General features: G+C 70.9%; 17 protein-coding genes. 5 read left to right on the plus strand and 12 right to left on the minus strand.

Annotated features, from left to right (window positions below):
- Positions 1–332 precede the first annotated feature (332 nt).
- A complete protein-coding gene (serA, locus tag AB0J97_RS06230) occupies positions 333–1,922 on the minus strand; it encodes a phosphoglycerate dehydrogenase (RefSeq protein WP_357697589.1) in 1,590 nt (529 codons plus the stop codon).
- Positions 1,923–2,402: 480 nt separating this feature from the next.
- On the opposite strand from serA, the gene AB0J97_RS06235 reads away from it, so the two are divergent.
- Together AB0J97_RS06235 and AB0J97_RS06240 are read left to right on the plus strand one after the other, a co-directional pair.
- Positions 2,403–3,044 (plus strand): hypothetical protein, encoded by a 642-nt coding sequence (locus tag AB0J97_RS06235; RefSeq protein WP_364085140.1) that lies wholly within the window; start codon positions 2,403–2,405, stop codon positions 3,042–3,044.
- 82 nt (positions 3,045–3,126) lie between these two features.
- The gene (locus AB0J97_RS06240; RefSeq protein ID WP_364085142.1) at positions 3,127–4,488 is read left to right on the plus strand and encodes an MFS transporter; all 1,362 of its coding nucleotides are present in this window, start codon (positions 3,127–3,129) and stop codon (positions 4,486–4,488) included.
- On the opposite strand, the gene AB0J97_RS06245 is transcribed toward AB0J97_RS06240, so the two are convergent.
- From AB0J97_RS06245 to AB0J97_RS06255, 3 genes are read right to left on the minus strand one after another with little or no spacing between them, the layout of a single operon-like run.
- Positions 4,448–7,012 (minus strand): FtsX-like permease family protein, encoded by a 2,565-nt coding sequence (locus tag AB0J97_RS06245; protein WP_364085144.1) that lies wholly within the window; start codon positions 7,010–7,012, stop codon positions 4,448–4,450. The two genes, AB0J97_RS06240 and AB0J97_RS06245, sit on opposite strands and share 41 nt — an antisense overlap.
- Complete coding sequence (locus AB0J97_RS06250; protein WP_364085147.1) at positions 7,009–7,689, minus strand: ABC transporter ATP-binding protein; 681 nt, start codon at positions 7,687–7,689, stop codon at positions 7,009–7,011. Before AB0J97_RS06250 ends, AB0J97_RS06245 begins: the two co-directional genes overlap by 4 nt.
- On the minus strand, positions 7,686–8,198 hold the full coding sequence (locus AB0J97_RS06255) for a helix-turn-helix transcriptional regulator (RefSeq protein WP_357697579.1): 513 nt from the start codon (positions 8,196–8,198) through the stop codon (positions 7,686–7,688). Before AB0J97_RS06255 ends, AB0J97_RS06250 begins: the two co-directional genes overlap by 4 nt.
- A gap of 88 nt (positions 8,199–8,286) precedes the next feature.
- On the opposite strand from AB0J97_RS06255, the gene AB0J97_RS06260 reads away from it, so the two are divergent.
- Entirely contained in the window at positions 8,287–8,838 is a 552-nt protein-coding gene (locus tag AB0J97_RS06260; protein WP_364085150.1) for a DUF1707 and FHA domain-containing protein, read from the plus strand.
- Between the two features lie 107 nt (positions 8,839–8,945).
- Positions 8,946–10,490 carry a D-alanyl-D-alanine carboxypeptidase/D-alanyl-D-alanine-endopeptidase gene (gene dacB / locus AB0J97_RS06265; RefSeq protein WP_364085153.1) on the plus strand — a complete coding sequence of 515 codons (1,545 nt, stop codon included), beginning with the start codon at positions 8,946–8,948 and terminating at the stop codon, positions 10,488–10,490.
- Between the two features lie 407 nt (positions 10,491–10,897).
- Here the strand turns inward: dacB and AB0J97_RS06270 are convergent, their stop codons facing one another.
- Together AB0J97_RS06270 and map are read right to left on the minus strand one after the other, a co-directional pair.
- Complete coding sequence (locus AB0J97_RS06270; RefSeq protein ID WP_352318980.1) at positions 10,898–11,167, minus strand: hypothetical protein; 270 nt, start codon at positions 11,165–11,167, stop codon at positions 10,898–10,900.
- Between the two features lie 214 nt (positions 11,168–11,381).
- Complete coding sequence (gene map / locus AB0J97_RS06275) at positions 11,382–12,149, minus strand: type I methionyl aminopeptidase (RefSeq protein ID WP_364085156.1); 768 nt, start codon at positions 12,147–12,149, stop codon at positions 11,382–11,384.
- Between the two features lie 171 nt (positions 12,150–12,320).
- On the opposite strand from map, the gene AB0J97_RS06280 reads away from it, so the two are divergent.
- Complete coding sequence (locus tag AB0J97_RS06280; RefSeq protein ID WP_364085159.1) at positions 12,321–13,004, plus strand: YoaK family protein; 684 nt, start codon at positions 12,321–12,323, stop codon at positions 13,002–13,004.
- Here AB0J97_RS06280 and AB0J97_RS06285 read toward each other — a convergent pair.
- From AB0J97_RS06285 to AB0J97_RS06310, 6 genes are all read right to left on the minus strand, one after another.
- The gene (locus AB0J97_RS06285) at positions 12,986–13,603 is read right to left on the minus strand and encodes a class I SAM-dependent methyltransferase (protein ID WP_364085162.1); all 618 of its coding nucleotides are present in this window, start codon (positions 13,601–13,603) and stop codon (positions 12,986–12,988) included. The two genes, AB0J97_RS06280 and AB0J97_RS06285, sit on opposite strands and share 19 nt — an antisense overlap.
- 103 nt (positions 13,604–13,706) lie before the next feature.
- On the minus strand, positions 13,707–14,690 hold the full coding sequence (gene ilvC, locus AB0J97_RS06290; protein WP_125637313.1) for a ketol-acid reductoisomerase: 984 nt from the start codon (positions 14,688–14,690) through the stop codon (positions 13,707–13,709).
- A 23-nt stretch (positions 14,691–14,713) separates the two neighbouring features.
- Positions 14,714–15,238 carry an acetolactate synthase small subunit gene (gene ilvN / locus AB0J97_RS06295; protein ID WP_352318972.1) on the minus strand — a complete coding sequence of 175 codons (525 nt, stop codon included), beginning with the start codon at positions 15,236–15,238 and terminating at the stop codon, positions 14,714–14,716.
- A gap of 9 nt (positions 15,239–15,247) precedes the next feature.
- Complete coding sequence (locus tag AB0J97_RS06300; RefSeq protein ID WP_357697567.1) at positions 15,248–17,014, minus strand: acetolactate synthase large subunit; 1,767 nt, start codon at positions 17,012–17,014, stop codon at positions 15,248–15,250.
- Between the two features lie 180 nt (positions 17,015–17,194).
- Positions 17,195–19,810: a sensor domain-containing phosphodiesterase gene (locus tag AB0J97_RS06305; RefSeq protein WP_364085167.1), complete on the minus strand. Its 2,616-nt coding sequence runs from the start codon at positions 19,808–19,810 to the stop codon at positions 17,195–17,197.
- Between the two features lie 235 nt (positions 19,811–20,045).
- On the minus strand, positions 20,046–20,864 hold the full coding sequence (locus AB0J97_RS06310; RefSeq protein ID WP_357697564.1) for a 2-hydroxyacid dehydrogenase: 819 nt from the start codon (positions 20,862–20,864) through the stop codon (positions 20,046–20,048).
- Between the last annotated feature and the right edge of the window lie 124 nt (positions 20,865–20,988).

Here is a 20,988-nt window from a genome sequence, read left to right on the forward strand (position 1 = left end):
TTCCAAAGGGGGGCGTCGGACCCCGGTCGCGAATCCGACCGGGCCTGCTCTCGCGGATCCGGGTCACGGACCGGGCGAAGGAAAAGGGACTGACCGGCCGACGACGTCACCACTCACCGCGGCGGGTCGTCGGCTGCCCTAACAGGCCCCGCCGCGGCAGGTAATGAGTACGAGCACCTGGCGCATTTCCATCCACGGTACCCGGCGGCGGTTTGGCTGTCTCGTTGGATGTCCTACTATCTCGCATTCTGAGACAAGAAAAGGCCGCCACCCGGAACGGTCCAGGTGACGGCCTTCCCCAGATCTGGGGGTCGGTCCCGCGGCGGCGGAGGTCAGTCCTCCAGGTCGACCGAACGGCCGCTCTCGGCGCCGATCTCGGCCGCGATCTGGTCGATCACGGCGGCCGGGATGGCCGAGTCGACGGTCAGCGCGATCAGCGCCTTGCCGCCCTTGACGTCACGGGCCACCTGCATCGAGGCGATGTTCACGGCGGCCTCGCCGAGCAGCCGGCCGACCACGCCCACGATGCCCGGACGGTCGGTGTAGGTGAAGAACGACAGGTGGGCCGTCGGCTCGATCTCCATCTCGTAGCCGTTGACCTCGACGATCTTCGTGATCTGCCGGGGGCCGGACAGCGTGCCGGAGACCGAGACGTGCCGGCCGTCGGCGAGCACGCCGCGCAGGGTCACCACGTTGCGCCAGTCGGGGCTCTCGGAGCTGGTCACCAGCTCCACGCTGATGCCCCGCTCCTTGGCCAGCAGCGGCGCGTTGACGTACGTGACCTGCTCCTCGATCACGTCGGCGAACACGCCCTTGAGCGCGGCCAGCTCGATGACCCGCACGTCCTGGGAGGCGATCTCGCCGCGGACCTCGACGTCGAGCTTGGTGGCGACCTCGCCGGCCAGGGCGGTGAAGACCCGGCCCAGCTTCTCGGCCAGCGGCAGGCCCGGCTTGACGTCCTCGGCCACCGCGCCGCCCTGGACGTTGACCGCGTCGGGCACGAACTCGCCCGCCAGCGCCAGCTTCACGCTCCGCGCGACCTGCGTGCCGGCCTTCTCCTGGGCCTCGTGCGTGGAGGCGCCGAGGTGCGGCGTGGCGACGACCTGGTCCAGCTCGAACAGGGGGCTGTCGGTGCACGGCTCCTTGGCGAACACGTCGAGACCGGCGCCCGCGACGCGGCCCTCCTTGATCGCCGAGTAGAGCGCGGCCTCGTCCACGATGCCGCCGCGGGCCACGTTGATGATCCGCACGGACGGCTTGACCTCGTGCAGCTCCTTGTCGCCGATGAGCCCGAGGGTCTCCTTCGACTTCGGCAGGTGCACGGTGATGAAGTCGGCCTGCTTGAGCACCTCTTCGAGGCTGAGCAGCTTGACGCCCATCTGCGCGGCGCGGGCCGGCGGCAGGTAGGGGTCGTAGGCGATCAGCTCGACGCCGAACGGCTGGAGCCGCTGGGCCACGAGCTGGCCGATCTTGCCGAGGCCGAGGATGCCGACGACCTTCTCGTCCAGCTCGACGCCGGTGTACTTGGAGCGCTTCCACTCGCCGTTCTTCAGCGCGGCGTGGGCCTGAGCCGTGTTGCGGGCGCTGGCCAGGATGAGCGCGATGGTCTGCTCGGCGGCGCTGGTGATGTTGGAGGTCGGCGCGTTGACGACCATGACACCGGCCTTGGTGGCGGCCTCGACGTCGACGTTGTCGAGGCCGACGCCGGCGCGGGCGACCACGCGCAGCTTCGGCGCGGCGGCGATGGCCTCGGCGTCGACCTGCGTGGCGGAGCGCACGATCAGGGCGTCCACGTCGGCGAGGGCGGGCAGAAGCTGGGAACGGTCCGCTCCGTCGGTGTGGCGGACCTCGAAATCGGCGCCGAGCACGGCGAGGCCGGCCTCGGACAGCTCCTCTGCGACCAGAACGACGGGCTTGTTCACAGGCGTGGATCCTTAGGGGCATGCGGCGGGCTGGAGGGACACGTCGATGGGTCCCTCGGATCTCTCTGAGTCTATCCGCGCTTGTGAACGCGTTCACGAGGGACCCACGATTTGAGACGACCCGCCCGGCGTCACGGGCTCCCGGACGCGGCTCCGGCTACCCCCGTCGCGGCAAAGTCATCCACTTCGCATACATCTTTGTCTTGATCGGAAGATTTATTCGCCATTAGCCTGATAAGCCGTGGCCGACTACCTATGGTTCGTCATATGAGCATCGGGAATCCTGCGCTTGCCGACGTGCTCGCACAGCATGGCACGCCCCATCGCCTGCTGGCGGCCCTCGCCGACGGTGGAGTCCTGGTGGCAGTGCGACCAGATCGATCGGTCGTCCTTGGGACGACCCAGGCGGGTGACCGGGTTCTGCTCGGTTACACCAGCCCTACGACCTATGCCCGGCACCGAGGCAGCCATTCCCTCTCGGTGTGCGACGCCGACACCATCCTGGACATCCAGCGCGTCACCGGCGTGCGGGAGATCGTGATCGACGCCGCCGGCCCCGCAGCCGCGGCCGTGCCCATCGACGATCTCCAGCGCTTCCTCACCGGCACGCGCTCGGGGCACACGCCCGTGCTGTCGGGGGCGGTGCCCGCCGCCTACGCGACGGGCGCGATGGCCACCGTCTCGCGCGTGCCCGCGATGGCGCAGGCGGCCCCGCCGACGCCGCAGGCGCCCGCGCTGCCGTGGGTGCCCGCGCCCCGGCCCCACCTGTCGGGGCCGATGCAGCAGGTGGACCCCGGCTACCGCCGGTGCACGCACCCGATCCTGCCGGCGCTGCGGCAGGCCATCGCGCAACTGCTGGCGGACTTCCCGCTCGTGCACCACGTGTGGATCTCCGAGGCCGGCACCGCGTCCGGGGCGACCGGGATCATGCTGCACGTGAAGGTGCACATGTCGGCCGCCGAGGACGTCGTCCGCGACCTGCACCGGCTGGTCCGCGCCCGCCTGCCGCAGTTCGCGGCCAGCGGCGCGCCGATCCTCATGGCCAGGGTCGCCGACGCGCGCAGCGAGCGCCGGATGATCGAGATCGGCGCGCACGTGGTGTGCGCCAACGTCCGGGAGTAGCCGCCGTTCCGGAGTGGCCGCCGGTGGGGCCCGGGAAACTGGGCCCTACCGAACAAGCTCTCGCTCGGCTTGAATAAGGCTCATGATCACAACGCCGGTGAGCGCGCCCACGGTCTCCAGGGGCGTGCGCCTCGGCTACGGCGTGGGCTCCTTCTGCACGGCCACGGTCAGCGCCGTGCCCGGCCTGCTCCTGCTGTACTACATGACCAACTTTCTGGCGGTGCCCGCGTGGCTGGCCGGCGTCGTGGTCACCGCCCCCAAGGTCTGGGACCTGATCATCAACCCGCTGGTCGGCCGGTGGTCGGACCGGACCGTCTCGCGCATGGGACCGCGCCGCCCCTGGCTGCTGGCCGGGTCGCTGACGCTGCCCGTCGCCTTCTTCCTCGTCTTCGCCGGGCCGCCGCTGACCGGCGTCCCGGCCGCCCTGTACGTCGGGCTGTGCTTCATGGCGACGGCCACGGCGTACGCGCTGTACGAGGTGCCGTACAAGGCCATGCCCGGCGAGATGACCGACGACTACCACGAGCGCACCTCACTGCTGCAGTGGCGGATGGTCTTCATCGGCGCGGCCACCGCGATCAGCGGCGTGCTGGCCCCGATGATCGCCACCGGCCAGGGCGAGGAGGGCACGCTCGGCAGCTACCGGCTGATGGGCCTGACGATCGCGCTCATCCTGCTGGCCTCGATGCTCGGCTCCTTCTTCGGCACCGCCCGCGCCCCCATGACCGGCGCCCCGGAGGCCGACCACGGCGGGTGGCGCGAGCAGTTCGCCGCGATCAGGGGCAACCGGGCGTTCCTGTGGCTGACCGTCATGGCCTGCCTGCAGATGCTGGCCGTCAGCATGATGCTGGCCGCGGCGCCGTACTTCGCGTCGTACACGCTGGGGTCGCCCAAGAGCACGCAGACGCTCTTCGCCGCGCTGGTCGGGCCGATGCTGCTGACCATGCCGCTGTGGGTGTGGCTGGCCCGGCGCTTCGACAAGCGCGGCGCGATGATCCTGGCCGCGCTGCTGTTCGGCGGCGGCACGGCGGCGGCCATGGCGACCCCGCTGTTCGGCCCCCTGTACGCCCACCTGACCATCCTGCTGGTCGGCATCGGGATCGCCGGGGTCGAGCTCATGCTCTTCTCGATGCTGGCCGACGTGGTCGCCACGGACGCGGCCGAGTCCGGCAAGCGGCGGGCGGGCGTGCTGACCGGGTTGTGGACGGCCATCGAGAGCGGCGTCAGCTCGTTCGGCGCGCTGATCTTCGGGATCATCCTGTCGATCGGCGGCTTCGTCGAGTCCGACGCGGGCACGCCCGTCCAGCAGCCGGACAGCGCCGTGACCGCGGTCCTCATCGGGCAGACCGCGGTCCCGGCGTTGATCATCTTCCTGTCCGTGCTGGTGACGCTGCGCTACCGGCTCAGGCCACCCGCCGCGCCAGCACCAGCCGCGTCCGGGTGAACAGCCCGGCCACCAGGGCCGCGACCAGCGGCAGCCCCAGCACGAGCGCGGCCAGGAACAGCCACGGGATGTCGATCATGGTGGGACCGTCCAGGAAGGGCTGCGAGCCGGCGTTGCCCTCCCTGGTCGCCGGCCAGGTCGCCGCCACCCCGGCGACGCATCCGGCCAGGAGGCCCACTCCCGCGCCGAGTCCCGCGATGTAGGCGGCCTGGGCGGCCACCACCAGCCTGCGCACCCGGGGCGCCGCGCCGACCGCCGACAGGTTGTTCAGGTCGGGACGCATGTCGGCCGCCGCCAGCCCCGTGGCCGCGAACGTGCCCCCGAGCACGAGGGTCAGCGCCGCACCGAGCAGGATCATGAGGACGAAGGCGCGCTCCTCCCCCATCCCCCGCTCGGCGTAGAGGAACAGGTTGCCGTTCACCTCGCCCCGCAGGTCGGCCTCCATGCGCCGTTCGTCCCGCGGCGGGGACGCGGTGTAGAGCAGCCGCTCGACCACGCCGAACCCGGCCTTGGTCAGCGCCTGCGGCGGGATCATGGCGCCCGCCTGACGGGGCTCGGCCCCGGTGGACAACACGGCCGGGATCCGGATGGTCCTGATGGTCGAGCGGGTGGTCGAGTCCTGGCGGTCGACGGAGACCTCGATCATGCCGTCGCGCACCACGTCCGGGCTGAACGCCACGGCCTTGCCCGCCGCCAGCGCGGCGGCCGCCTGCGGGTCACGGCGCTTCTGGAGAAAGGCGAGCAGGTCGGCGCCGCCGATCGGGGGACGGTCGTGGACCCACGGTGAGCACAGCTCCGTCCCGCACGTCCCGTTCAGGGTCAACCACATGGTCCGGCCCTTGGCGTCCGTCACCTCATGTCCGGTGACGATCTCCGTGCCGGGGAAGCGAACGCGGACGGCCTGCTTCAGCCGGGTCCACGTCTGGTCGTCCATCGCCGTGGCGCCGCCGATCACCGTGCTGCCCAGTGGGAACACCGAGACGTTCATCTCCTCCCGGTGGGCGTAGGCGCTACTGCTGCCGATGCCGAGCGTGACCGCCCCCATGGTGGCCGCCATGACGGCCGCGGCGGCGGAGGCCGTACGGACGCGGTGGCGCGCGGCGTCGCGCACGGACAGGCGAAGCGCGAGCGGCAGCCTGACGGCGATCCGCGAGGTGGCCTGGACCAGCCACGGCATCAACGCGACCACGCCGAGCACGAACGGCACGAAGGCCGCCGTCATCGACACCACGCCCCTGGTCATGGCGTAGCCGGTCGCCCCCAGCCCCACCAGCAGCAGCACGACCCCGAGCACGGGACGCCGGGCCCGCCCCCGGACCTCGGCGGCCCGCCCGGCCAGCACCAGCGCGGTGTTCTGCCGGCTCGCCTGCACCGCGGGCACGATCGCCGCGACCAGCCCGCTGACCAGGCCGAGCACCGCCACGCCGAGCACCGGCAGCCAGGGCACGTCGGCCGGCCCGTGCGTCCAGTCCAGTTCCCTGGCCGCGATCGACTCGACCAGCAGGCCGGGGCCGATGCCCAGGACCACCCCGAGCACGGCCGCCGCGCCGCCGAGCACCAGGCCGTCGGCCAGCACGATCATGCGCAGATGCCGCGCCGACCCGCCCTGCGCGGCGATCATCGCCAGCTCCCTGCGCCGCCGCCGCAGCCCCACGGCGAACGCCGGCCCGGCCAGCAGCACGGTCTCCATGACGACGAGCACGATCGCGACGCCGACCTGGACCAGGTCCCGTGTGTTTACCGGGCCGTCGAAGCGGGAGTCGTCCCCCGCGTGGGCGTCGAGCACCGCGCGGGAGGCGACGCCCAGGCCCGCCCGGTTGAGCTGCTGCACCTTCGACCACATGACGGGAACGGCGGTGTCGGCGAGCCAGCCGCTGCTGTTGCCGTCGCTCTGGCGCTGGAGCAGGCCCTCCGGCAGAGCGACCAGCTCAAGGATGCCGGGTCTGTTGGGGTTCTCGACGACGCCGACCACCTTCACGGTGCGCTCCGGCCGCCGCGTGACGAGCGTGTCGCCCACCCGGACGCCGCTGTCGGCCATCTTCGACGAGATCGCCACTTCCCCCGGCGCGGTGGCGAACCGGCCCTGCTTCAGTGGGCGCATCCCGGCCGTCATCGGGTCGCGCAGGTCGATCTCCAGGACGTCCGCCATATTGAAGCCGTCGGGCAGCCGGACGTTGACCACGCTCTCCTGGTAGCGCAGCAGGCGACCGGGGAGCAGCGTGTTGATCTCGGCGGTCGTCCACGGCCGCATCGGGCCGGTGCTCTGGCTCTGGTACGCGGAGTAGCCGTCGTAGTTCTGCTTGACCGGCAGGCGGAACGAGAAGGTGGACAGGCGGGCGTCGGCCGCCCCGATCTCCGACACGGCCCTCTCCTGCATGGTGATGTTGGTCGTGGCGGCCCCGGTGAGCACCGCCGTGATCACCAGCACCGGCAGCCCGATCATCACCATGATCAGCGCGGTACGGCCCTTGGCCCGCCACGCGCTCCGCCTGGAGACGCGCAGGGCGGCGAGGAAGGCGCTCATCGAGAGCTCTCCAGCCGCACCGCCGACGCCTCCGCGATCAGGCCGTCGCGCAGGTAGACCACCCGGTCGGCCCAGGCCGCGTAGCGCGGCTCGTGGGTGACCAGCAGCACCGCCGCGCCCGCGTCGCAGCGCTCGCGCAGCAGGTGCAGGATCTCGTCGCCGGTGGCCGTGTCGAGGGCGCCGGTCGGCTCGTCGGCCAGCAGCAGCCGCCGTTCGCCGACCAGGGCCCTGGCGATGGCCACGCGCTGGCGCTGGCCGCCGGACAGCTCCTCGGGGAACCGGTCGGCGATCTGGTCCACACCCACGTCGGCCAGGACGGCCAGCGCCTCCCGGCGGGCCTGGGCGGCGCGGACGCCGTCCAGCTCCCTGGGCAGCATCACGTTCTCGGCGGCCGTCAGGGACGGGATCAGGTTGAGGTCCTGGAAGACGTACCCGACGCTGCCGCGTCGCAGCGCGGCCAGGTCGCGGACCCCGGCCAGGTCACGGCCCTCGATCAGGACCGCTCCCGACGTGGGCCGGTCGAGGCCGCCGGCCAGGTTGAGCAGGGTCGACTTGCCCGAGCCCGACGGGCCCATGACCGCGACGAGCTCCCCCTGCCCCACCTCCAGGCTGACGCCGCGCAGGGCGTGCACCTGGCCGTGCTCGCGGGTCACGTCCCGCAGCTCCACCACAGTCATTGGTTCTTCTCCTTGACAACGGCCTCGCAGTGGTCAAGCCAGCGCTGCTCGGCCTCGACCTTGAAGATCATCGATTCCAGGACGAGCCGCTGGGCGAGACCGCCCCCCGTGGCCCTCTTGGCCCTGGTCAGGTCCTGGAGCGTGCGCATGCCCGCCATCCGCTGGGCCTGGATGACCTCGCCGACGTCCACGTCGGTGGCGGCGACGGCCATAGCGATCTTGATGACGAGTTCGTCCCGAGGCCGGTCGGAGTGGTCGACGGGGGTGCTGAACCATCGCTCCAGCTCCTCCCGACCGGCCTCGGTGATCGTGTAGACGGCTCTGCCCTGCTCGTCGGCGCCGCCGGGCGCCACCAGGCCGTCACGTTCCAGGCGGGAGAGCGTCGTGTAGACCTGGCCGATGTTGAGCGGCCAGGTCGCCCCCGTCGACGCCTCGAACTCCACCCGGAGCTGATAGCCGTAGCGCGGCGCGCTGCTCAGCAGAGCGAGCAGTCCGTGTCTGATCGACATGAATACTGAGTATGCATACCGAGTATGGCCACCGCAACCGATCCGCGTATTCTGGACACGGAACGCCGTTCAGGCCGATACTCGGGACATGAGCTCCACACAACCGCCGTTCCGCGCCTCCGACGGGGAACGCGACCGTGCGATCGACGAGCTCAAGCACCGGGCCGTGGAGGGCCGGATCTCCCACGACACCTTCGTCGGCCGGGTCGACCAGGCGCTGCGGGCGCGCAACCAGCACGAGCTCGACGAACTGGTCGCCGACCTGCCGCGACGTGCGACGATCAGGCAGCGGCTCACGGACGCGGTCTCGTCGATGTCGGAGTTCACCACCCGGCTCCAGTCGGCCTGGCGGCGGCCACGGCTGCCCCGGCTGGCCCTGCCGGACGACGACCGGCTGCGTTACGTCGTCGGCCGGGGCTCGGCCTGCGATCTCGTCCTGTCGGACCTGACGGTGTCGCGCGTGCACGCCGAGCTGCGGCGGGAGGGCGACGGCGGCTGGATGCTGGTCGATCTCGGCTCGCTCAACGGCACCCGGCTCAACGGGTGGCGGCTGGTGGGGCCCGCCCGGGTGAAGTCGGGCGACGAGATCTCCTTCGGCGACTGCGGCTTCCTGCTGGCCTCGGACATTTCGTCCGTCTGACACGGCGCGCCGCCGGAGCTCGCCCCAGAAATACGGATATTTGCGGATTACACGGCGACTGCGCTGATTCATGCTCACATGCGATCCCCCAGTCCCTTGGAGACCACATGCGGCGCACCTCAGCCTCCCTCCTCGCGGGCACGCTCGTCGCGGCACTCGCGTGGGCGTCCGGCCCCTCCACACCGGCGGTCGCCCTCGACCCCTCGCCCGGCGTGGCCGACCTGACCCAGGACATCAACCAGATCCTCGGCGACTCCCGGCTCACGATCGGCCGGGCGGGCGTCGTCGTGAAGAGCGCCGCGAACGGCGAGCAGCTCTACGCCACCGACGCCGGCAAGCTCCTGACCCCGGCGTCCAACACCAAGCTGTTCACCTCGGCCGCGGCGGTGCAGACGCTCGGCCTGGACTACCGCTTCCCGACCACCGTGCTGAACGCCGGCCGCAAGGTCGGCTCGGTGCTCACCGGCGACCTCGTGCTGCGCGGCACCGGCGACCCGACCATGCTCGCCGAGGACTACGACGCGCTGGCGGCCAAGGTCGCCGCATCCGGCGTCAAGGTCGTCACGGGCAAGCTGATCGCCGACGACACCTGGTTCGACGGCCAGCGGCTCGGCACCGACTGGGCCTGGGACGACGAGACCGCCTACTACGCGGCGCCGATCTCCGCCCTGACCGCCTCCCCCGACCGGGACTACGACGCCGGCTCGGTGATCGTCTCGGTGGAGGCCGACGGCGGCCAGGTCAAGGTCTCGACGACCCCGGAGACCGACTACCTGAAGATCGTCAACAAGGCCACCGTGGGCGCCGAGACCGACGTGCTCATCGAACGGCAGCACGCTTCCCGGACGGTCGTGATCACCGGCACGGTCGCGGACCCGTACCAGGAGTGGATGGCGGTGGACGACCCCACGGCGTACGTGTCCACGCTGTTCCGCAAGGCGCTGGCCGCGCACGGCGTACGGGTGCTCGGGCCGACGGCGACGGGCGCGGCCCCCGCCGGGGCGGCCGAGCTGGCCAGGCACGACTCGATGCCGCTGAGCGAGCTGCTGGTGCCGTTCCTGAAGCTGAGCAACAACATGCACGCCGAGATCCTGACCAAGGCCATGGGCCGCAAGGCCGCGAACCAGGGCACCTGGTCGGCCGGCCTCAAGGTCGCCACGGACTTCGCCAAGGCCAACGGCGTCCAGGTGATCAACATGCGGGACGGTTCCGGGCTGTCGCGCCGGGACGGCTTCTCGCCGGACTCGATCGTGCAGCTGCTGACCGCCGTACGGACCAAGCCGTGGTTCAGCACCTGGTACGAGGCCCTGCCCATCGCCGGCAACGCCGACCGCTTCACCGGCGGCACGCTGCGCAGCCGGATGCGGAACACCCCCGCGGCGAACAACGTGCACGCCAAGACGGGCTCGCTGACCGGCGTGACCTCGCTGTCCGGCTACGTGACCAGCGCCGAGGGCGAGCCGCTGGTCTTCTCCATCATGCTGAACCAGTTCCTGTCCGGCTCGCCGAAGGACATCGAGGACAAGATCGCCGTACGGCTCGCGCAGTTCTCGCGGGCGACGGCGACCGACGTCACCGCCCAGCTCAAGGCCGCCGACCAGGGAACGGCGGGCGACCTGGAGTGCTCGTGGCTCAAGCCGGCCCAGTGCTAGCGGCCCGGTAGAGGGCCTGGCGGCCTCCGACGCATGGGGGCCGCCCCGGCTCGACAGAGGTGATCACGATCCGATCACCTGGAGCCCCAGATATAGTCCACATTTTCACTACATAGCCGACACAGGCGCGCCAGAATTCGGAGTCAACGCCGAGGCGAACCCCCAGATCCCGGGAGCGCCGGGCCGTCACCGGCCACACCCCCAAGCCGGTCGTCCCACCGAATGCCCGGCACGCTCCCTCCCGGCGGGCCCGCGCCGCACGTCCCCCCGCACACCGGACCGCGGCCGGGCCCGCCCCCCCTCGACCGGGGGACCGGCACAGGCCACGCCGCGTCGCGGCACGGCAAAGGGGCCCGCCCGGACGGGCGGACCCCTCGGTCACGCAGTTCAGCCGCTGAGGAATTACGTCAGCTGACAGCGCACTTCGTGTCTTTGCTCTTGATGCCGAGGATCTGGCTCAGGATGTCGCCGGTCTCGAGGACGAGCACACCGCTGGTGCTGTTGTCGACCTCGCCACGGGCGAAGATGTTCTCGTCACCGCAGACGAAGAGAACCCGGCCCGGGTCCTCGTCGGAGTGAGGGACGAAGGCCATGTGAGGGGTCGCCGCTAGAGCCGAGCCGCCGACCATGACCATCCCGCCGACGAGCCCGGCCAGGATGAGCCCTTGTCTGAACATATCGATTCTCCTTGATACCTATCGACTACTCTCCGTAGCTATCGGGAGGAGATTTGCCCTAGGCCCTCTTTCAACAAACGCCGGTATTTCTGTCTTTACCTGCGCAAACACGCGGCATGAGGGAAGGGATGACACGGCCCGCCCTTCTTGACCGACAGGTGTACGCGGCAGAGGAATATCCGGCTCCGCCGTGACCCCGCGCTGACGCGTCCTCTCAGGGGAGGGTGAGAACCACCGGGCCGTCGGCGGTGATGGCCACCGTGTGCTCGACGTGGGCGCTCCTGCTGCCGTCCCCGGAGCACACCGACCAGCCGTCCTCGGCCATGCGGTACTCGTCGTCGCCGCCCGCCATCAGGCTGGGCTCGATGGCGATCACCAGGCCGGGACGCAGCCGCAGTCCCAGTCCGGCGCGCGCCTCGTTGGGCACGAACGGCGACTCGTGCATGGCCCGGCCGATGCCGTGGCCGCCGAAGTCGTTCTGCATGCCGTAGCCGGCGCCGCGGCCGACCAGCGACATCGCGTGGCCGATGTCGCCCATCCGGCCTCCGGGCACGGCGGCCGCGATGCCCGCCGCCAGCGTCTCGCCAGCCACCTGGACGAGCTTCAGGTCCTCGGCCCGCGCGCGCCCGACGGAGAAGCTGACCGCGCCGTCGGCGTGCCAGCCGTCCACGTGCGCGCCGAAGTCGACACTCAGCAGGTCGCCGTCGCGCAGCCGGTACGGCGTCGGCAACCCGTGCAGCATGACCCCGTTCACGGACGTGCACACCACCCCCGGGTACGGCATGGCCCCGAACGACGGATGGTAGCCCAGGAACGACGACCGCGCCCCCGCCTCGTGCATGACCTCGCGGGCCACCTCGTCGAGTTCCAGCAGCGACACCCCGACGGCGGCCCGCTCCCTGACGGCGGCGTGCACGGTGGCCACGACGCGGCCAGCCTCCCGCATGGCGTCGATCTCCCCGGCGGTCTTGAGCGTGATCACAGCGGCCTCCCAGCCCTCGGCGCGATAACTATACCGGTATTATTATCACGCTTCACGGGGGCTTCAAGACTCCCCGCCGAACCCCAAGACCGGACGGGGATCTCTAGACGGACCCGATAACACCCGACTCATTGACTAATTACGTAGAGTAACCGCTATAGTGCTCGGAGTATGCGTTTCGGACGGTTCTCGATGCTCGCTCTGGCGCTCGCGGCAGGGGCCGTCGACGCGCTGAGCTTCCTTGCGCTCGGCCAGGTGTTCACCGCGAACATGACCGGCAACATCGTCCTTCTCGGCCTGGCCATCGGCACCGGCGACACCTCGCACGTCATCCGCTCGGGCCTCGCCCTGGCCACGTTCTGCCTGGGCCTGACCGCGGGCTTCACCCTGCTGGGCCGCACCCCGTCCGCGGGACGGGATCCGCCGGCGGCGGTGCCGGCGCGTCCGCTGGCGGTGCTGCTCGCCGAGCTGGCGCTGCTGGTGCTGGTGGCGGCCGGATGGGCGGCGCACGTGCTGCCGCGTCCGGCGCTGATCGCCGCCTCGGGGACGGCGATGGGCCTGCAGAGCGCGGTCACGCGCTGGGCGGGCGGCCCCGGGCTGTCCACCACCTACCTCACGGGCACGCTGACCAGCCTGGCGGGCCGGGCGGTCGGCCCGCGCTCGGGGGTGCTGCGCCCGCTGGGCGTGGTGCTCTGCGTGGTCTCCGGCGCCGTCATCGCGGCCCTGGCGCTACGCCTGCACCACCCGCTCACGCCGTTCATCGCCCCGGCCACGGTCGCCGCCGCCATCGCCGCCTGGGCCCTCACCTCCGGAGACCGCGCTCACCGTGGTGAAGGTCAGGACGGCTTGCGGTAGGTCAGCAGGTAACGCCAGAAGAGCCGCCGGCGCAGGGAGAAGCCGGGGAGCAGCGACGCCGCCTCCCGCCGGACCTCCTCCAGGGACATCTCCGGCGGCCGTACAGGCGCGGGCACATGTACGGCACGTCGCCCTCCGTCCCGCCCTCCCGCCCGCTCCCCCGCCGCCACCGCCACCCGTGCCGCCGCGTTCGCCGGTACGGCCGCCAGGCTCCAGACGAAGTCGGCCGTCGTCCGCTCCGCGTAGCACCCGAGGACGGCCAGGACCCCGCCGGGCGCCAGCGCGTCCCGGAGGGCCGCCACCGTCCCGAACGGCATGTGGTGCAGGCTGGCCAGGCAGGAGATGTAGTCGTAGCGCCCCGGGGGCAGCTCCATGCGCGTGACGTCGGCGCACACGAACCGCACGCCGTCCACCGGCGACGCCGAGGCGGCCTCGATCACCTCCGGGGCCGGGTCCACCGCGTCCACCTCGATCCCGAGGCCCGCGAGCCGCCGCGCGAAGCGCCCGGTGCCACAGCCGACGTCGAGCGCCGTACGGGCTCCTCCGGGCACGAGCCGGGCCATCGCCCGGTGGTAGTGATCGTTGTGATCGAAGGGCATCCCGGCATCATGCCATCGGACCGCCCGAAACCCCCCGAAGTCGGGGAAAAGACATCGCCCGCCCGCTGACCGTGCAGCGGGCGGGCGACGTGCGGCGCGAAGGTCAGCCCTTGAGCCAGCTCATCATCGGACGCAGCTTGGCGCCCGTCTTCTCGATCGGGTTCTCGGCCAGCTCCTCGCGGTAGCGCGTGAAGTCCTTCTGGCCGCCGTCGAACTCCTCGACGAGCTGCCGGGCGAAGGTGCCGTCCTGGATCTCGCCGAGGATGCGGCGCATCTCCTGACGGGTCTCGTCGGTGATGACGCGCGGGCCGCGGGTGTAGCCGCCGTACTCGGCGGTGTCGGAGACCGACCAGTACATCTTGGAGATGCCGCCCTCGTACATGAGGTCGACGATGAGCTTCATCTCGTGGAGGCACTCGAAGTAGGCGACCTCGGGCTGGTAGCCGGCCTCGATGAGGGTCTCGAAGCCCGCCTTGATCAGCTCGGAGACGCCGCCGCACAGCACGGCCTGCTCGCCGAACAGGTCGGTCTCGGTCTCCTCGGTGAAGGTGGTGCGCAGCGCGCCGGCGCGGGTGCCGCCGATGCCCTTGGCGTACGACAGCGCCAGGTCCAGGGCCTTGCCGGAGGCGTCCTTCTCGACGGCGACGAGACACGGGACGCCGCGGCCGGCCTCGAACTGGCGGCGGACCAGGTGGCCCGGGCCCTTCGGGGCGACCATGCAGACGTCGACGCCCTCGGGCGCCTCGATGAGGCCGTAGCGGATGTTGAGGCCGTGGCCGAAGAACAGCGCGTCGCCCTCGACGAGGTTGGGGGCGACGTGCTCGGCGTACAGGTGGCGCTGGATGTGGTCCGGCGCGAGGATCATGGTGAGGTTGGCCTCCTCCACCGCCTCGGCCGGGGTGACGACCCGCAGCCCGTCGTTCTCCGCCTTCTCGCGGCTCTTGGAGCCCTCGGGGAGGCCGACGCGCACGTCGACGCCGGAGTCACGCAGGGAGAGCGCGTGGGCGTGGCCCTGGCTGCCGTACCCCAGCACGGCCACATGACGTCCCTGGATGATCGACAGGTCGGCCTGGTCGTCGTAGTAGATCTCGGTCACTTCTGTAGAACCTTTCAGGCGGTACGGTCCAGTGCCCTGAGGGACCGGTCGGTAATGGAACGGGCGCCGCGGCCGATGGCCACCATGCCCGACTGGACGAGCTCTTTGATCCCGAACGGCTCAAGGACCTTGACGAACGCCTCAAGCTTGTCGGGAGTGCCGGTGACCTCTATGGTCACCGCGTCGGCCGCGACGTCCACGCAGCGCGCGCGGAAAAGATTGACGAGTTCGAGCACGTGCGACCGGTTCTCGGCGTCGGCCTTGACCTTGATCAGCATGAGCTCGCGCTGAACGGACTGCGACGGGTCCAGTTCGACGATCTTCAGGACGTTGACCAGCTTGTTGAGCTGCTTGGTGACCTGTTCAAGGGGCAGCTCCTCCACGCTCACCACGATCGTGATGCGCGAGATGTCGTCGTGCTCGGTGGGCCCGACGGCGAGCGAGTCGATGTTGAACCCCCGCCTGCTGAACAGCGCGGAAACACGTGCGAGAACGCCCGGCTTGTTCTCCACGAGCACGGACAGCGTGTGCCTGCTCATCGGTCGCTCCTAGTCATCCTCGTTCTCCCACTTCGGCGCCATGTCCCGGGCGATCTTGATGTCGTCGTTGCTGGTGCCGGCCGCGACCATGGGCCACACCATGGCGTCCTGATGGACGACGAAGTCGATCACGACCGGCACGTCGTTGATCTCCATGGCCTTCCTGATGGTCGCGTCGACGTCCTCGGCGCGCTCGCATCGCAGGCCCACACAACCATAGGCCTCCGCCAGCTTGACGAAGTCGGGGATGCGACGCGCGGTCTGCAGGTCGGTGTTGGAGTAACGCTCCTCGTAGAAGAGCGTCTGCCACTGGCGGACCATGCCGAGGTTGCCGTTGTTGATGACGGCGATCTTGACCGGCACGCCCTCCAGGGCGCAGGTGGCCAGTTCCTGGTTGGTCATCTGGAAGCAGCCGTCGCCGTCGATGGCCCACACTGTGGCCTCCGGCCGGCCCATCTTGGCGCCCATGGCGGCCGGGACGGCGAAGCCCATCGTGCCGAGACCGCCGGAGTTGATGAACGTCCCGGGGTTCTCGTAGTCGATGAACTGCGCGGCCCACATCTGGTGCTGCCCGACCCCCGACACGTAGTACGCGTCGGGCCCGGCGATGGCGCTCAGCCGCTCCATCACGTACTGGGGGGCCAGCGTGCCGTCCTCGAAGGTCTCGTAGCCCAGCGGGTAGGTCTCCTTGTAGCCGTTCAGGACGGTCCACCAGTCGGTGTAGTCGCCCTTCTGGCCCGAGGCCTGGATCGCGCCGACGAGGTCGCTGATGACCTCCTTGCAGTCGCCCACGATGGGCACGTCGGCGTGCCGGTTCTTGGAGATCTCGGCGGGGTCGATGTCGGCGTGCACGACCTTGGCCTGCGGCGCGAACGAGGACAGGTTGCCGGTCACCCGGTCGTCGAAGCGCACGCCCAGCCCGATGATCAGGTCGGATCTCTGCAGGGCGCCCACGGCCGAGACGCTACCGTGCATGCCCGGCATGCCCATGTGCTGGGGGTGGCTGTCCGGGAACGTGCCACGCGCCATCAGGGTGGTGACGACCGGGATGCCGGTCAGCTCGGCGAGCTGCAGGAGCTCGGCCGACGCACCGGCCTTGTGCACGCCGCCGCCGACGTACAGGACGGGCCTGCGCGACTCGGCGATCAGCTTGGCGGCCTCGCGGATCTGCTTGGAGTGCGGCCTGGTGACCGGGCGGTAGCCCGGGAGCTGCATGACAGGCGGCCAGCTGAAGGTGGTCTGGGCCTGCAGGGCGTCCTTGGAGATGTCCACCAGCACCGGGCCGGGACGGCCGGTCGAGGCGATGTGGAACGCCTCCATGATCGTGCGGGGGATGTCCGCCGGATCGGTGATCAGGAAGTTGTGCTTCGTGATCGGCATGGTGATGCCGGAGATGTCGGCTTCCTGGAAGGCGTCCGTGCCGATCATCGGCGCGGCGACCTGGCCGGTGATCGCCACGATCGGCACCGAGTCCATGAAGGCGTCGGCGATGGGCGTCACCAGGTTGGTGGCCCCGGGGCCGCTGGTCGCCATGCACACGCCCACCTTGCCGGTGGCCTGCGCGTAACCCTCGGCCGCGTGGCCGGCGCCCTGCTCGTGCCGTACAAGCACGTGCCGGACCTTGGTCGAGTCGTAGAGGGGATCGTAGGCGGGCAGAATCGCGCCGCCCGGGATCCCGAACACGGTGTCGACTCCCACGTGCTCCAGCGCCCTCACCAGGGCCTGTGCACCTGTCATCCGTTCGGTCATCGGCTCGTTCCTTGCGTGGCTACTCACTTAAGGACATAAAAAATGCCCCGTCCCACCGGCGGAGGTGGGTGTGGGGCGGCGCGCAGGTCGGAGTGCTTCGCTATCGGCCTGCGCGCCGGCGAAGTACTACGAGAATCTCACTGCGAAGCATGGCTTACACCATAGCCGCTCAGAACGCCCCGGTGTCAACTTGGCGGGACACGAGTCTCAAACGGTGAGACTCGTCCGCATCAGGCTGTCCACGCCGCGCGCCGCCATGGGACGTGCCACCAGGAAACCCTGCCCCCTGGTGCAGCCCATCTCGCGCAGCAGCTCCAGCTGCTCCGGCCGCTCGATGCCCTCGGCCACCACGGTGAGCCCGAGGTCGTGGCCGAGCCGCACGATCGTCCGGGTGAGCAGGGTCAGCGTGTCGTCCCTGCCCAGCCCGGACACGAACGACGGGTCGATCTTGATCATGTCGACCGGGAGCTGCCGGAGGAAGGCGAGGGAGGCGTAGCCGGTGCCGAAGTCGTCGATCGCCAGGCGCACGCCCAGCGCCCGCAGCTCCGAGAGCCGCTTGATGGTCTCCTCGGCGTCCTCGACGAGCATCTCCTCGATCACCTCAAGGGTGAGCGCGGAGGCGGGCAGGCCGCTCTCGGCCAGCGCCTGCTCGACGGTCTCGACGAACCGGGGGGCGGTGATCTGCCGCGCCGACAGGTTGAGCGACAGGCCGATGTCCCAGGACGAGGCCCGCCAGGCGGCCACCTCGCGGCACGCCTCGCGCAGGATCCACTCGCTCAGCGGCACGATCAGCCCGGTGTCCTCGGCCGGGCCGAGGAACTGCTCGGGCGGCACGAACACCGAGCCCCGCCACCACCGCACCAGCGCCTCCACCGCGGTCACCCGGGACGTGGCCAGATCGACCACGGGCTGGTACTCGATGGCGAACTGCTGCTCGATGAGCGCCCGCTGCAGGTCGGCGGCCAGCTCCAGGCGGCGCACGACGTCGGCGTGCATCTGCGCGGCGAACACCTCGACCCGGCGGCCGCCCAGTTCCTTGGAACGCGCCATCGCCACATCGGCGTTGCGCATGAGGTCGCCGGCGGGCAGGCCGTCCTCGGTGAAGGCCACGCCCACGCTCGCGGTCAGTGCAACGTCGCGGTCGGCCACCCGGAAGGGCTCCTGGGAGACCGCGCGTACCAGGCGCTCGGCCATGTCCACGGCCATCTGCGCGTCGCCGCCGGTCTCCACGAGCACGGCGAACTCGTCACCGCCCCAGCGGGCCAGCGTGTCGTCGGCGCGTACGGCCCCGCGCAGCCGCCGGGCGGCCTGGCCGAGCAGGTAGTCGCCGCTGGCGTGCCCCACCGAGTCGTTGACCGAGGTGAACCCGTCGAGGTCGAGGAAGATGACCGCGACGTTGCCGGACGTGCGGCCCGACAGCACCTCGCGGGTGCGCTCCTCGAAGTAGGCGCGGTTGGGCAGCCCGGTGACGCCGTCGTGGAAGGTGAGGTGGGCGACCTGGTTGCGCAGGGCCTCCTCGTCGCTGACGTCGCGGGTGGTGACGAGCATGAGGTCGTCGCCGCCGATGTGGCGGGTGGCGACGGACTCGGTGGGCCGCCAGGTGCCGTCGGCGGCGCGCACCCGGCAGGCGATCATGCAGGCGCCCGGCGCGGCGCCCTCCTCGTCGGTGGTCATGGCGCGCATCGCGGCCTGGATGCCGGGGACGTCCTCGGGGTGGATGTAGTCGAAGATCGAGCCGCCGACCAGGTCCTCGGGAGGGTAGCCGTAGGTGACCTCGACGCCGGCGCCGATCTGGTGGACCACGCCCTCGTAGTCGCACAGCAGCACCACGTCGCCGGTGCTCTCGGCCAGCTCCCTGAGCTGCCGCTCGCCCAGCGAGACCAGGCCGCGCAGCCGGATGGAGGCCGCCGAGAGCACGAACAGGCGGACGAGCAGGAGCAGCACCACGGAGACCGCGACCACCACGACGCCGGTCACCGGCTGCGCGGCGCGGGAGCCCGCGAGGTGGGCCAGCAGCGTGCAGGCGGCCACGGCGACGAGCGCGAGCGGCATCATCGCGACCACGTTGCGCACGACCGGACCGCCCACCGGCCGCGCCCGCGGCCCCCAGGGCACGGCGGCCAGCAGCAGCAGCGCCACCGGCACGAGCATGACGGTCGTCATGGGCGGCTGCTCGCCGGACAGACGGGCCATGGCGGCCGACAGCCCGCCCACGGTCATGGTGGCGAGCACGCCCACCCCGGCCAGGCCGAGCAGCCAGGAGCCCGCCCTGCTGTTGAGCACCGAGGGGATCACCCCGCAGGTGACGAGCAACGCGATCATCGGCGGCACCATGGCGAACGTGAACGTGGGCGCGTCGCCCGTGTCCTCGTAGTAGTGGCGCAGCGCGACCACCCAGCCGATGAGGAAGAGCGAGGCCGCGCACAGGTACGCGTCCGTGAGATGCCTCAGCACGACCTTGGCCGGGAACCTGCGGTCGGCGGCGATCAGCGCGCCGCCCGCGATGATCACGGTGCCGAGCAGGACGAACAGGTCGGCGAAGCCGACGACGAAGCTCGTGGCGACCGAGCGCAGCGCCACACCCGCGGCCCACACGACCGCGCCGCCGCCCATCCAGCGCGCGGCCATCGCCGTCGAGCGGTGTTCGGCCGACCTGAGCGAGACCCCCAGCAGCGAGGCGGCGGCGACGAGGGCCGCCACGCCTCCGGCCACGGCCCCGGTCAGCAGGGCCGGCCCGCCCGCGAGGAGCGTGGCGGCGAACGCCACCACTCCTGCCGCCCCTGCGGCGGCCAGCGGCGCCCGTGGATCACGCCAGCGGATCACAGTCGTTGCCCATCCTGTCTTGAACCCTGCACCAGTGTCCGCCGAAGCCCGGCGGGCACATCGCCAGTGTGTGCGGTCGCGGATGCGCGGGTGGTGACAACGCCGATGTCGTCACCGATCTGATAACCACACAGACCAATTTCCGCCAAGAGTTCCTTGACAGCGAGTCAGGAACTCCCTGCAGACGCCACCGTACGCACGAAAGGTCACGGACCAGCCACGTTCCGGAATCCTCTCAATACGAGTCGGTAATGACGTTGATCAACTCTTCACCTGCGAGGAAACGGCCGAGCTGCTCGCGGATCAGCCGGAGCGTGCGTCGCACGGAGGCGGGGGTGCTGCCCGCGATGTGCGGTGTGATCAGCACGCCCGGCGCGTTCCAGAGGGGGTGGCCCTCGGGCAGCGGCTCGGGCGCGGTGACGTCGAGCGCGGCGCGTAGCCTACCGGTTTTGAGCTCGGCGATCAGGGCTTCGGTGTCGACCACGCCGCCCCTGGCGGCGTTGACCAGGACGGCGCCGTCCTTCATGCGGGCCAGGAAGGCGCCGTCGACCATGCCGGCGGTGTCGGCCGTGGCGGGCACGAGCAGGACCACGACGTCGGCCGCCGGCAGCAGCGCGGGCAGCTCCTCCATGGCGTGCACGCCCTCGCGCGCGCTCCTGGCCACCCGGACGACCTCGACCTCGAAGCCGCTCAGCCGCCGCTCGACCGCCGCGCCGATGGACCCGTGGCCGACGATGAGCACGGTGGAGTCGGCGAGCACGCCGGTGTGGTGGTAGGTCCACTCACCCCTGCGCTGGGCGTCGGTGAACCCGGGGAACTCCCTGAGCACCGCGATCATCGCGCCGACCGCCCACTCGGCGGTGCCGGCGTCGTGCACGCCGCGGGCGTTGCACAGCACCACGCCCTCGGGCAGGTGCGGCCGGTACGGCTCCACCCCCGCGGTGACGGTCTGCACCAGCCGCAGCGAGCGCATCCGCGCCAGCGTCTCCGCGACGCCGGGCACCACGACCAGCGGCGGGATCCAGACCTCGACGTCCTCGATGCCGTCCGGCATGGACGAACCATCGTAAACAGCGCACTCAACGCCCGGCAGGTCAGACAGGACGTCCGCCGCCGCTTCGGACGGAACCCAGATCTTCATGCCGAGAACCTTACGACCCGCGGGGAAGTATGGAACA

Origin of the sequence: Nonomuraea sp. NPDC049607 (assembly GCF_040675375.1) — a bacterium.
Classification (GTDB): Bacteria; Actinomycetota; Actinomycetes; order Streptosporangiales; family Streptosporangiaceae; genus Nonomuraea.

What these genes read in the sequence shown, in the direction of transcription:
- AB0J97_RS06285 (WP_364085162.1), bottom strand. Translation starts at nt 13,603, where the DNA reads ATGCCCTTCGATCACAACGATCACTACCACCGGGCGATGGCCCGGCTC.
- AB0J97_RS06280 (WP_364085159.1), top strand. Translation starts at nt 12,321, where the DNA reads ATGCGTTTCGGACGGTTCTCGATGCTCGCTCTGGCGCTCGCGGCAGGG.
- AB0J97_RS06310 (WP_357697564.1), bottom strand. Translation starts at nt 20,864, where the DNA reads ATGCCGGACGGCATCGAGGACGTCGAGGTCTGGATCCCGCCGCTGGTC.
- ilvN (WP_352318972.1), bottom strand. Translation starts at nt 15,238, where the DNA reads ATGAGCAGGCACACGCTGTCCGTGCTCGTGGAGAACAAGCCGGGCGTT.
- AB0J97_RS06255 (WP_357697579.1), bottom strand. Translation starts at nt 8,198, where the DNA reads ATGTCGATCAGACACGGACTGCTCGCTCTGCTGAGCAGCGCGCCGCGC.
- dacB (WP_364085153.1), top strand. Translation starts at nt 8,946, where the DNA reads ATGCGGCGCACCTCAGCCTCCCTCCTCGCGGGCACGCTCGTCGCGGCA.
- AB0J97_RS06260 (WP_364085150.1), top strand. Translation starts at nt 8,287, where the DNA reads ATGAGCTCCACACAACCGCCGTTCCGCGCCTCCGACGGGGAACGCGAC.
- AB0J97_RS06270 (WP_352318980.1), bottom strand. Translation starts at nt 11,167, where the DNA reads ATGTTCAGACAAGGGCTCATCCTGGCCGGGCTCGTCGGCGGGATGGTC.
- AB0J97_RS06240 (WP_364085142.1), top strand. Translation starts at nt 3,127, where the DNA reads ATGATCACAACGCCGGTGAGCGCGCCCACGGTCTCCAGGGGCGTGCGC.
- AB0J97_RS06245 (WP_364085144.1), bottom strand. Translation starts at nt 7,012, where the DNA reads ATGAGCGCCTTCCTCGCCGCCCTGCGCGTCTCCAGGCGGAGCGCGTGG.
- AB0J97_RS06250 (WP_364085147.1), bottom strand. Translation starts at nt 7,689, where the DNA reads ATGACTGTGGTGGAGCTGCGGGACGTGACCCGCGAGCACGGCCAGGTG.